At 69.5% G+C, this 12,434-nt stretch carries 8 protein-coding genes; all 8 read right to left on the bottom strand.

What is annotated here, in order from left to right; translation table 11 throughout:
* Positions 1–72: 72 nt before the first annotated feature.
* The 8 genes from whiA to rpsA all read right to left on the bottom strand — a co-directional run bounded on the left by whiA (position 73) and on the right by rpsA (position 12,288).
* Positions 73–1,053 (bottom strand): DNA-binding protein WhiA, encoded by a 981-nt coding sequence (gene whiA, locus EDF20_RS01670; protein ID WP_123545824.1) that lies wholly within the window; start codon positions 1,051–1,053, stop codon positions 73–75.
* An 85-nt stretch (positions 1,054–1,138) separates the two neighbouring features.
* Positions 1,139–2,020, bottom strand: coding sequence for an RNase adapter RapZ (rapZ, locus tag EDF20_RS01675; protein ID WP_123545826.1), 882 nt, complete (start codon positions 2,018–2,020; stop codon positions 1,139–1,141).
* Positions 2,021–2,072: 52 nt separating this feature from the next.
* The gene (gene uvrC / locus EDF20_RS01680; protein WP_123545828.1) at positions 2,073–4,067 is read right to left on the bottom strand and encodes an excinuclease ABC subunit UvrC; all 1,995 of its coding nucleotides are present in this window, start codon (positions 4,065–4,067) and stop codon (positions 2,073–2,075) included.
* On the bottom strand, positions 4,064–7,033 hold the full coding sequence (uvrA, locus tag EDF20_RS01685) for an excinuclease ABC subunit UvrA (protein ID WP_133737519.1): 2,970 nt from the start codon (positions 7,031–7,033) through the stop codon (positions 4,064–4,066). The genes uvrC and uvrA overlap by 4 nt, the downstream gene beginning before the upstream one ends.
* 78 nt (positions 7,034–7,111) lie before the next feature.
* Positions 7,112–8,014, bottom strand: a complete 903-nt coding sequence (locus EDF20_RS01690) for an SDR family NAD(P)-dependent oxidoreductase (RefSeq protein WP_133737520.1) — start codon at positions 8,012–8,014, stop codon at positions 7,112–7,114.
* Positions 8,004–10,070: an excinuclease ABC subunit UvrB gene (gene uvrB, locus EDF20_RS01695; RefSeq protein ID WP_123545834.1), complete on the bottom strand. Its 2,067-nt coding sequence runs from the start codon at positions 10,068–10,070 to the stop codon at positions 8,004–8,006. Before uvrB ends, EDF20_RS01690 begins: the two co-directional genes overlap by 11 nt.
* A 10-nt stretch (positions 10,071–10,080) precedes the next feature.
* Positions 10,081–10,731: a dephospho-CoA kinase gene (gene coaE / locus EDF20_RS01700; RefSeq protein ID WP_123545836.1), complete on the bottom strand. Its 651-nt coding sequence runs from the start codon at positions 10,729–10,731 to the stop codon at positions 10,081–10,083.
* 111 nt (positions 10,732–10,842) lie between these two features.
* A complete protein-coding gene (gene rpsA / locus EDF20_RS01705; protein WP_123545838.1) occupies positions 10,843–12,288 on the bottom strand; it encodes a 30S ribosomal protein S1 in 1,446 nt (481 codons plus the stop codon).
* Between the last annotated feature and the right edge of the window lie 146 nt (positions 12,289–12,434).

The following is a 12,434-nucleotide window of genomic DNA, read 5'->3' on the forward strand; positions in this document are numbered from 1 at the left end:
CTTCGCGTCCGTCTACGACAGTACCAGTCGACCGCCTCCGTGACCCCGGCAGCGCCGCCTGCGTCGGAGGCGTCAGTCGAGGTCGAGGTCGGACGGCAGGCTGGCCTCGGTCCCGGGCAGGCCGAGGTCGGACGCCTTCTTGTCGGCCATGGCCAGGAGGCGGCGGATCCGCCCGGCGACGGCGTCCTTCGTCATGGGCGGGTCGGCGTGGTGGCCGAGCTCGTCGAGGCTCGCGTCACGGTGTGCCAGGCGGAGGTCGCCGGCGTACTTGAGGTGGTCGGGGATGTCCTCGCCGAGCAGCTCCATGGCACGCTCGACCCGGGCGCACGCGGCGACGGCGGCCTGGGCGCTGCGTCGCAGGTTCGCGTCGTCGAAGTTCACGAGCCGGTTGGCCGTCGCCCGGACCTCACGGCGCTGGCGCATCTCCTCCCATTCGCTGACGCTCTTGAGGGCGCCCATGACCGTCAACATCGCGCTGATCGCCTCGCCCTCACGGACCAGCACCCGGTGGACGCCGCGGACCTCACGGGCCTTGGCCGCGATGCCGAGCCGCCCGGCCGCGCCGACGAGCGCCATGGCCGACTCGTTGCCGGGGCAGACGACCTCGAGCGAGGCGGACCGGCCGGGGTCGGTCAACGAGCCCTGGGCCAGGAAAGCACCGCGCCAGATGGCCGCCAGGTCGTCGCGGGACCCGGTCGTGAGACGGTTCGGCAGCCCGCGGACCGGACGGCGGCGGGCGTCCATCAGACCCGTCTGGCGGGCCAGGGTCTCGCCGGCCTCGTGGACGCGCACGAGGTACTGGGCGGTGCGTCGCGTCCCCGACGCGGACACGACGGACACGTCGCTGCGCGCGCCGTAGAGCTCGGCCAGGTCCTTGCGGACACGGCGGGCGATCACCGGGCTGTCGAGCTCGGCCTCGACGGCGATGCGGCCCGAGATGACGTGCAGCCCGCCGGCGAAACGCAGGATGGTCGCGACCTCGGCGGCCCGGACCGTCGTCCTGCTCACCTCGACGCGGGCGAGTTCTTCTTTGACGTCGGCGGTCTGTGCCACTGGTCGTTCCTCTTTCATCAGTCGTTGTCGGGCGTGCGGGGCACGGCCCCGCGCAGCCGGAGGGCGCGCCCGTGCGACCGCCGGGTCACTCCCGGCCCAGGTCGCGGTGCTTCACGGCGACGGCCACCCCGGGGAGCCCGCGCAGATGCGCCGCCAGCTCGCCGACCAGGGTGACGGATCGGTGCTTCCCGCCCGTGCAGCCGATGGCGATCGTAGCGTGTCTCTTGTTCTCGCGCTGGTAGCCGGCGAGGACGGGCTCGCAGGCGGCGCCGAAGGCCCGGACGAAGTCGCGGGCCCCGCTCTGGGCCATCACGTAGCTCGTCACGGGCTCGTCCAGGCCCGTCTGCGAGCGGAGCTCGGGGACCCAGAACGGGTTCGGCAGGAACCGGGCGTCGCCCACCATGTCGGCGTCCGCGGGCAGCCCGTACTTGAAGCCGAAGCTCAGCACCGTGACCTGCACCCCGGCCCGCTCGGACTCGGCGAACTTCTCGGTGATGGTCGTCGCGAGCTGGTGGATGTTCAGCTCGGAGGTGTCGATGATGACGTCGCTCGTCTCGCGCAGCTCCTCCATCCGGGAGCGCTCGGCGACGATGCCGTCGAGCAGGGTGCCGTCCCCCTGGAGCGGGTGCGGCCGACGGACCTGCTCGAACCGGCGCACGAGGGCGGCGTCGGTGGCGTCGAGGAACAGGACGCGGACCTTGCTCGGCATGCTCTCGCGGAGCGTGCGCACCGCCTCCTGCGCCTCGGAGAAGAGGCGACCGCCTCGGACGTCGACCACCGCGGCGATCTTCGGCAGCGAGTCGCCGGCGCGCTCGGCGAGGTCGAGGAGGGGCCGCAGCATCTGGGCGGGCAGGTTGTCGACCACGTACCAGCCCAGATCCTCGAGGGCGTTGCCGACCGTCGACCGGCCGGCACCGGACATCCCGGTGACGATCATGACCTCTTGCTGCTCGTGTGCGTCGCTCATGGTGGCGGGGCCTTCGCTGGTGGCGGGTCGGTGCGGGACGGGCGGGTCGAGTCTAGGCGGGAGCGCGGGCGTCGTCGGCCTCGTTCGTGGTCTCGACCGCCGCCTCGGCATCGACCGAGGCATCGGTGTCGGTGTCGGTGTCGGTGTCGGCCGAGGTGACGGCGTCGGGCTCGACGTCTCCGGCCTCCGCGGACCCGAGCTGACCGACGACGGCTGCGGCGAGCGTCGGGCCGATGCCCCGGATCGACGAGATCTCGTCCGGCGTGGCCTGCTTGAGCCTCTTCACCGAGCCGAAGTGCTTCAGCAGGCGAGCGACGCGCGACGGCCCGAGGCCGGGGATCTCGGCCAGCTGGGTCGTGATGTCGCGCTTGCGACGCTGTCGCTGGTGCGTGATCGCGAACCGGTGGGCCTCGTCGCGGATCCGCTGGATCAGGAAGAGCGCGTCGGAATTGCGCGGCAGGATGACGGGGAAGTCGTCGTCGGGCAGCCAGATCTCCTCGAGCCGCTTGGCGATGCCGCAGAGCGCGATGTCGGTGACCCCGGCGTCGTCGAGCGCCCGCCGGGCGGCGGCGACCTGGGGCTGGCCCCCGTCGACGATCAGCAGGTTCGGCCGGTAGGCGAAGCGCTTGCGCTCCTCGCCGACCTCGGCCACCGGGGCGAGTTCGTCGTCGAGGCGCGAGAGCCGCCTGCTGAGCGTCTGGTAGATCGACTCCGTGTCGTCGGTCGACTGCGGGATGTTGAAGCGCCGGTACTGGTCCTTGCGAGGCAGGCCGTCCTCGAAGACGACCATCGAGGCGACGATGTTGGTGCCGGACAGGTGCGAGACGTCGTAGCACTCCATCCGGAGTGGCGCCTCGGTCATGCCCAGCGCCTCCTGGATGTCGGCCAGGGCGGTGGACCGCGTCGCGAAGTCGGCGCTGCGACGGGTCTTGTAGAGCATCAGGGACTGCTGCGCGTTGAGCGTGGCCGTCTGCATGAGCGCAGCCTTCTCGCCTCGCTGTGCGGTGCGGACCTGCACCTTGCCTCTCCCCCGGATCTCGCTGAGGACGGCCTCCAGGGCGTCGTTGTCGTCGGGCACCGTCGTCACGACGATCTCGCGCGGCACCTCGGACCCGGCGGTGTACCGGCCCTGCAGCACCTGCTCGACGAGCTCGCCTGAGGTGATGTCGATCTCCTTGTCGACGACCCAGCCCCGGGAGCCGCGGATGCGGCCGCCGCGGACGGTGAAGAGCTGCACGGCGGCCGCCAGCTCGTCCTCGACGAGGGCGTAGAGGTCGAGGTCGACGGAGTCGCGCAGCACGACCGCCGACTTGTCGAGCACCGCCTCGAGGGCCTGCACCTGGTCGCGGTAGCGGGCCGCCTCCTCGTAGCGCTGCTCGAGGGCGGCCGTCTTCATCGCCTTCTGCTTGTCGGCGATGACCTTCTTGTCGTAGCTGCCCATGAACTTGACGAACTCGTCGACGATCGCGCGGTGCTCTTCGATCGAGACCTTGTGCGAGCAGGGCCCGCCGCAGCGACCGATCTGGCCCGGGAAGCACGGCTTGCCGGTCTCCATCGCCTTCTTGTAGCTGCTGTCGGAGCAGGTGCGGATCGGGAAGACCTTGATCATCTGGTCGATCGTGTCGTGCACGGCCCAGATCTTCGGGTACGGCCCGAAGTACTTCGCGCCCTTGATGCGCGGGTTGCGCGTGACCATGACCCGGGGGGCCTCGTCGCCGAGGGTCACCGCCATGAACGGGTACGTCTTGTCGTCCCGGAACTTGACGTTGAAGGGCGGGTCGAACTCCTTGATCCAGGTGTACTCGAGCTGGAGCGCCTCGATGTCGCTGCCGACGACCGTCCACTCGACGCTGCGGGCCGTGAGGACCATCCGCCGCGTGCGCTCGTGCAGGGTCGGCAACGGCGCGAAGTAGTTGCTCAGCCGGGCACGGAGGCTCTTCGCCTTGCCGACGTAGAGGACACGCCCGCGCTCGTCCCGCCAGCGGTAGACCCCGGGGTCGGTCGGGATCTCACGCGCTGGCGGCCGCCAGGAGACCGTGTTGCTCATCGAGCCTCGACTGCCTCCCGACGTCGGCTGCCCGTCGTCGTCGCGACCTTCTTCTTCTTGGCCGCGACCGGGCCGGGCGCGGCGTGGCCTGACTCGAGGATCTCCGCGAGGAACACGCCGGTGTGGCTCTCCGGCACGGTGGCGAGGTGCTCGGGCGTGCCCGTGGCGAGGACGGTGCCTCCCCCGGCTCCGCCCTCGGGGCCCATGTCGATCAGCCAGTCGGCCGACTTGATCACGTCGAGGTTGTGCTCGATCGTGATCACGGTGTTGCCTTTGTCGACGAGGCCGTCGAGCACGAGCAGCAGCTTGCGGACGTCCTCGAAGTGCAGGCCCGTGGTGGGCTCGTCGAGCACGTAGATGCTGCGCCCGTTCGAGCGCTTCTGCAGCTCGGTCGCCAGCTTGACCCGCTGCGCCTCGCCGCCGCTCAGGGTGGTCGCGCTCTGGCCGAGGCGCACGTAGCCGAGGCCGACGTCGACCAGCGTCTTCATGAAGCGCGAGATCGCCGAGATGGGCTCGAAGAAGTCGGCCGCCTCGCTGATCGGCATGTCGAGCACCTCGGAGATGTTCTTGCCCTTGTACTGGACCGCGAGGGTGTCGCGGTTGTAGCGCGCGCCCCCGCAGACCTCGCAGGCGACGTAGACGTCGGGCAGGAAGTTCATCTCGATCTTGATCGTGCCGTCGCCCGCGCAGTTCTCGCAGCGACCGCCCTTGACGTTGAAGCTGAACCGGCCCGGCAGGTAGCCGCGGGCCTTCGCGTCGACGGTCTCGGCGAACAGGTTGCGGATCCGGTCGAAGACGCCGGTGTAGGTCGCGGGGTTCGAGCGCGGCGTCCGACCGATCGGCGCCTGGTCGACGTGCACCACCTTGTCGAGGTGCTCGAGACCGGTGACCCGCAGGTGGCGCCCCGGGATCTGGCGAGCACCGTTCAGCTTGTTGGCCATCACCTTGTAGAGGATGTCGTTGACCAGGGAGGACTTGCCCGAGCCGCTCACGCCGGTCACCGCGACGAAGACGCCGAGCGGGAAGTCGACGGTGACGTCGCGCAGGTTGTTGGCCTTCGCGCCGACGACGGAGACCACGCGGTCGCGGTCGACGGGGCGACGCGTGGTCGGCGTGGCGATCGAGCGGCGGCCGGCGAGGTAGTCGCCGGTGTAGGACTCGGTGTTGGTCAGCAGGTCTTCGTAGCTGCCCGAGTGCACGACCTTGCCGCCGTTGACGCCGGCGCCCGGTCCGATGTCGACGACCCAGTCGGCGGTCTTGATCGTGTCCTCGTCGTGCTCGACGACGATGAGCGTGTTGCCGAGGTCGCGGAGCTTGACGAGGGTGTCGATCAGCCGTCGGTTGTCGCGCTGGTGAAGGCCGATGCTGGGCTCGTCCAGCACGTAGAGCACGCCCGTCAGGCCCGAGCCGATCTGGGTCGCCAGCCGGATGCGCTGTGCCTCGCCGCCCGAGAGCGACCCCGCGGCACGGCCGAGGGACAGGTAGGTGAGCCCCACCTCGAGCAGGAACTCGAGGCGCACGCGGATCTCGCGGAGCACCTGTGCGGCGATGCGCGCCTCGCGGGTCGTCAGCGTGAGCCCGTTCATGAACGCGAACGCGTCGGTGAGGCTGAGCTCGGCGACGTCCGCGATGCTCTGCTCGGCGACCGTGACCGCGAGCACCTCGGGCTTCAACCGCTTGCCGCCGCAGACGGAGCACGGGATCTCGCGGAGGTACTCGGAGTAGCGCTGCCGCTGTGTGTCGGTCTCGGCCTCGGCGTACTTGCGCTCGATGTAGGGCATCACCCCCTCGAACCCGGTCGAGTACTTCATCTCACGGCCGAAGCGGTTCTTCCACTTGACGGTCACCTCGAAGTCGTTGCCCTGCAGGACGGCCTGCTGGATGCGGGCCGGCAGCTCGCGCCACGGGGTCTTGAGGCTGAAGTCGAGGTCGGCCGCGAGCCCCTCGAGCAGCTTCTGGAAGTAGTTGTAGAGGCCCTTGCCCGAGTTGGTCCAGGGCAGGATGACGCCCTCGGCCAGGCTCAGGTCGGGGTCGCCGAGCACGAGGTCGGTGTCGACCGACATGCGCGTCCCGAGGCCGGAGCACTCGGGGCAGGCGCCGAAGGGGGCGTTGAACGAGAAGGTGCGGGGCTCGATCTCGGTGAGCTGCACCGGGTGGCCGTTCGGGCACGAGAGCTTCTCGGAGAACGTTCGGTACTTGCCCGCTGCGCCGGAGTCCGTGTCGACGAAGTCGACGGTGACGAGGCCGTCGGTCAGGCGCAGGGCGGTCTCGAGCGAGTCGGTCAGTCGCGTGAGCCCCTCGTCGGAGGCGACGAGTCGGTCGACGACGACCGAGATGTCGTGTTTGACCTGCTTCTTCAGCTTGGGCGGCGAGCTCAGCTGCACCTGCTCGCCGTCGACGATCGCCCGGGAGTACCCGCTCGAGGCGAGCTCGGCGAAGAGATCGACGAACTCGCCCTTCTTCTGCGAGACGACGGGGCTCAGCACCTGGAAGCGCGTGCCGGTCTCGAGCGTCATCAGCTGGTCGGCGATCTGCTGCACGGTCTGGCGGCTGATCACCTCGCCGCACACGGCGCAGTGCGCGATGCCGATGCGGGCCCAGAGCAGGCGCATGTAGTCGTAGATCTCAGTGATCGTGCCGACCGTGGACCGTGGGTTGCGGTTCGTCGACTTCTGGTCGATCGACACGGCCGGGCTGAGGCCCTCGATGAAGTCGACGTCGGGGCGGTCGACCTGCCCGAGGAACTGGCGCGCGTAGGCGGAGAGCGACTCGACGTAGCGCCGTTGGCCCTCGGCGAAGATCGTGTCGAACGCGAGGGACGACTTGCCCGACCCGGAGAGGCCGGTGAACACGACCATCGAGTCGCGGGGGATCTCGAGGTCGACGTTGTCGAGGTTGTGGACTCGGGCACCCCGCACGCTGAGCACGGAGGAACCTTCTACGGGTGAGATTGACACTCTTACCATTCTACGGAAGCCCCTGACATCGAGGCCGGCCGACGGGGAGATCGGCCGGGTGACGGCAGCAGGAGAAGCGTCCGCGCGCTAGAGGACGGGGTCTGTGTGGGTGAGCTCGGCCGAGACGGCCCAGAGCCGTTCTGCCGCGGCCGGGTCTCGTGCGTGCTTCTTCGTGGGGACAACGGCGGGCGCGCCGGTCAGCTGGAACCACCCGGAGGGGCCCCAGTATTCCCCGCCCTGCACGCCGGGGTCGACGGTCGCGTGGACGAGCGGCTCGGCCCCGGCCTCCTTGCCCTGGGAGAACGCGTGCATGGCGGAGGTGACGACCGCAGGGGGCCGACGAGGCTCGACGACGGGCGGCCGCGGGTCGCTGAGCGACTCGAACGAGAGGCCCGGGTGGGCGATCACGCTCGACACCGACGAGCCGGCGGCCCGGAGGCGCCGGTCGAGCTCGAGCCCGAAGGTCATGACCGCGAGCTTCGATCGCGCGTAGGCGACGGCCCCCGAGTAGCTCGAGACCATCATCGGGTCGTCGAGGTCGAGGCGGACGAAGCGGTGGCTGATGCTGCCGAGGTGGACGACGCGGCCGCGAGGAGACTCGGAGAGCGCCGGCAGCAGGTGCGAGACCAACGCGAAGTGCCCGAGGTGGTTCGTGCCGAACTGCAGCTCGAACCCGTCGGCCGTCGTCTGACGCCGGCTCGAGCCGACGACCCCCGCGTTCGCGAGCAGGGCGTCCACGCCCCCGGCGGCCGTGAGCGCGTCCGCGCCGGACTGCACCGAGGACAAGTCGGCGAGGTCGAGGTCGACGGTCGAGACGTCGGCGCCGGGGACCCGGTCTCGCACTGTGTCGGCCGCACGGACGGCCCGCTCCGGGCTCCGGGCCGCCAACACGACCTGGTGACCCAGGGCGGCGAGGCGCTCGGCCGCGAAGTAGCCCAGCCCCGCGGTCGCCCCGGTGACGACGACGCGGAGGCGACGATCAGCGGGCATGGCCGGCCGCCTCCATCTGTCGAAGGTCGCGCTTGAGGTCGGCGACCTCGTCACGCAGGCGACCGGCGAGCTCGAACTTGAGCTCGGCGGCGGCCTGGAGCATCTGGTCGTTGAGGTCGGCGATGATCGACTCGAGTCCGTTGGCGGCGTTCGCCGCCTTGCCCTCTCGACGAAGGTTGGGGGTCGGGGCGCGCTTGCCGCCCTGGCGGCCGGCCAGCAGCTCGGCCGTGTCCGCGCCCTCGCGAGCCAGGACCTCGGTGATGTCGGCGATCTTCTTGCGGAGCGGTTGCGGGTCGATCCCGCGCTCGAGGTTGTAGGCGACCTGCTTCTCGCGCCGTCGGTCTGTCTCTTCGAGGGCGTTGCGCATCGAGTCGGTCATGACGTCGGCGTACATGTGCACCTCGCCGGAGACGTTTCGCGCCGCACGTCCGATGGTCTGGATGAGCGACGTCGACGACCGCAGGAACCCCTCCTTGTCGGCGTCGAGGATGGCGACCAGCGACACCTCGGGCAGGTCGAGGCCCTCGCGGAGGAGGTTGATGCCGACGAGGACGTCGTAGACGCCCTGACGCAGCTCCGTCAGCAGCTCCACCCGTCTCAGGGTGTCGACGTCGGAGTGCAGGTACCGGACCCGGACGCCGGCCTCGGTGAGGAAGTCGGTCAGCTCTTCGGCCATCTTCTTCGTGAGCGTCGTGACGAGCACGCGCTCGTCCTTCTCGACGCGGACCCGGATCTCGTCGAGCAGGTCGTCGATCTGGCCCTCCGAGGGCTTGACCACGATCTGGGGGTCGACGAGCCCCGTGGGACGGATGATCTGCTCGACCACGCTGTCGGTGATGCCGAGCTCGTACTTGCCCGGGGTCGCCGACAGGTAGACCTTCTGCCCCACCCTGCCGAGGAACTCCTCGAACTTGAGCGGGCGGTTGTCGAGGGCACTCGGCAGTCGGAAGCCGTGGTCGACGAGCGTGCGCTTGCGGGAGGCGTCGCCCTCGTACATCGCGCCGATCTGCGGGACCGTCACGTGGGACTCGTCGATGACGACGAGGAAGTCGTCGGCGAAGTAGTCGAGGAGGCAGTGCGGGGCCTCGCCCGGACCCCGGCCGTCGATGTGCGCCGAGTAGTTCTCGATGCCGTTGCAGAACCCGATCTGCTCCATCATCTCGAGATCGAAGGTCGTTCGCATGCGGAGGCGCTGGGACTCGAGCAGCTTGCCCTGCTTGTCGAGCTCGTCGAGGCGGGTGGCGAGCTCTTCTTTGATGGTGCCGATGGCGCGGTGCATCACGTCGGTGCCCGCGACGTAGTGCGAGCCGGGGAACACCGACACCGCGTCCATGGTGCGGACGACGTCGCCCGTGAGGGGGTGGAGAGCGTAGAGGGCCTCGATCTCGTCGCCGAACATCTCGATGCGGATGGCCAGCTCTTCGTACATCGGGATGATCTCGATGGTGTCGCCGCGCACCCGGAAGTTGCCCCGGGAGAAGTCGATGTCGTTGCGCTGGTATTGCATCGAGACGAAGCGCCGGATCAGCGTCTCGCGGTCGATCTTCATGCCGACCTGCAGGGCGATCATCGCCTGCATGTAGCCCTCGGGCGTGCCGAGGCCGTAGATGCAGGACACCGTCGAGACGACGATGACGTCGCGACGGCTGAGCAGCGAGTTGGTCGTGGAGTGCCGCAGCCGCTCGACCTCGGCGTTGATCGAGCTGTCCTTCTCGATGAAGGTGTCGGTCTGCGGGACGTACGCCTCGGGCTGGTAGTAGTCGTAGTACGAGACGAAGTACTCGACGGCGTTGTGCGGGAACATCTCGCGGAACTCGTTGGCCAGCTGGGCCGCGAGGGTCTTGTTGTGGGCCAGGACGAGGGTCGGGCGCTGGACCTGCTCGACGAGCCAGGCGGTCGTCGCGGACTTGCCCGTTCCGGTCGCGCCGAGCAGCACGACGTCGGTCTCGCCCGCGTTGATGCGCCCCGCGAGCTCGGCGATGGCGGCCGGCTGGTCGCCGCTCGGCTCGTACTCGCTGACTACTTCGAAGGGGCGGACACTGCGGGTCGGTTCCATGTCTCCGAGTCTAGGAGCGACCACTGACACTCGGCCCCGAGGGGCCCGCCGCCTTCGCCGCTGACAGCGAACGCAGCACCTCGGCGACCTCGTCCGCCCTCGCGAGGGTCGCCTCCAGCGAGATCGAGGAGTCGACCACCAGGTCGGCGACGGCGAGGCGGGCCTCGTCGTCGGCCTGGGCGTCGACGCGGCGGACCGCCTCCTCAGGGCTCATCCCTCGGAGCTCGACCAAGCGCGTCAACCGCACCTCGCGAGGCGCGTGGACGACGACCACCACGTCGAACTCGCCCGCACCCCGCGTCTCGACCAGGAGCGGCACGTCGTACACGACGACCCTGGTCGGGTCGTCGGCCACCGCCTCCTCCATGCGCCGGCGGGAGAGCTCGCGGACGGCCGGGTGGGTGATCGCCTCGAGGTCGCGACGGGCCGCCGGGTCGGAGAAGACCAGGGCGCCGAGGGCGGGCCGGTCGAGATCGCCCGACGGCGTGAGGACGTGATCTCCGAAGCGCCGCCGGATCGCCTCGAGACCGGGCGTGCCCGGCGCGACGACCTCGCGGGCGAGCTGGTCGGCGTCGATGTGGGCCGCGCCCCGCTCGGCGAGACGGCGGGACACGACGCTCTTGCCGGCGGCGATGCCCCCGGTCAGGCCACAGACGAACATGCGTCGAGGCTACCCGGGACCGCGGCCCGGGAACGCCGAACGGCGGCCCCCTCGAGGAGGGGACCGCCGTTCGAGTCGGTCAGGCGCCGAGACGCCGTGACCTGGGTGTGACTAGTTGCTGCTGGACAGCTTCTCGCGCAGAGCGGCGAGCGACTCGTCGTCGGCGAGGGTGCCGGCACCGGCGGTCTCGCTCGAGAAGGTCGAGCCCGAGGGAGCCTCGAAGGAGGCCTCTTCGGTGAGCGACGCAGCGACCTGCTTCTTGTGCGCCTCCCAGCGAGCCTGGGCGGCAGCGTAGTCCTGCTCCCACTTCTCGCGCTGCGAGTCGAAGCCCTCGCGCCACTCGTTCGTCTCCGGGTCGAAGCCCTCGGGGTACTTGTAGTTGCCCTGGTCGTCGTACTCGGTGAGCATGCCGTAGAGCGCCGGGTCGAACTCGGTGCCCTCGGGGTCCACGCCCTCGTTGGCCTGCTTGAGGCTCAGCGAGATGCGGCGACGGTCGAGGTCGATGTCGATGACCTTGACGAACACCTCGTCGCCGACGGCGACGACCTGCTCGGCCAGCTCGACGTGCTTCGCCGACAGCTCGGAGATGTGCACGAGGCCCTCGATGCCGTCCGCGACGCGGACGAACGCGCCGAAGGGGACGAGCTTCGTGACCTTGCCCGGCGCGACCTGTCCGATCGCGTGGGTGCGGGCGAAGACCTGCCACGGGTCCTCCTGCGTCGCCTTGAGCGAGAGCGACACGCGCTCACGGTCGAGGTCGACCTCGAGGATCTCGACGGTGACTTCCTGACCGACCTCGACGACCTCGCTGGCGTGCTCGATGTGCTTCCAGCTGAGCTCGGAGACGTGCACGAGGCCGTCCACGCCGCCGAGGTCGACGAACGCGCCGAAGTTGACGATCGAGGAGACGATGCCCTTGCGGACCTGGCCCTTGTGCAGGTTGTTGAGGAACGTGGTGCGGCTCTCGGACTGCGTCTGCTCGAGGAGCGCACGGCGCGACAGGACCACGTTGTTGCGGTTCTTGTCGAGCTCGAGGATCTTCGCCTCGATCTCCTGGCCCAGGTAGGGCGTGAGGTCGCGGACGCGGCGCAGCTCGATGAGCGACGCGGGCAGGAAGCCACGGAGGCCGATGTCGACGATGAGGCCGCCCTTGACGACCTCGATGACCGTTCCGGTGACGACGCCGTCGGCGTCCTTGATCTTCTCCACGTCGCCCCAGGCACGCTCGTACTGAGCGCGCTTCTTGGACAGGATCAGACGGCCTTCCTTGTCCTCCTTCTGGAGGACGAGGGCCTCGACGGTGTCCCCGACCTCGACGACCTCGGTGGGGTCGACGTCGTGCTTGATCGACAGCTCGCGCGAGGGGATGACGCCCTCGGTCTTGTAGCCGACGTCGAGGAGGACCTCGTCGCGGTCGATCTTGACGACGGTGCCCTCGATGAGGTCGCCGTCGTTGAAGAACTTCAGGGTCTTCTCGACCGCGGCCAGGAAGTCATCAGCGGATCCGATGTCGTTGATGGCGACCTGCTTGGGTGCCTTGGTCGTTACGGTTGTCATGTAGTTAGTGCTCCAGTGAAAGCATGTATCGGGCCGTGGTCGTCCAGAGGGCTGGGCCTTCTCGGGGGTGTCGACCGCGGCGTGCGGACAGATCGGCGCAGATAGCGCTGGTACATACTACCTGCGCGTCGCCCCGGCGGGCAACG

It is taken from the genome of Frigoribacterium sp. PhB116 (assembly GCF_004364285.1).
Taxonomy (GTDB): Bacteria; Actinomycetota; Actinomycetes; order Actinomycetales; family Microbacteriaceae; genus Frigoribacterium.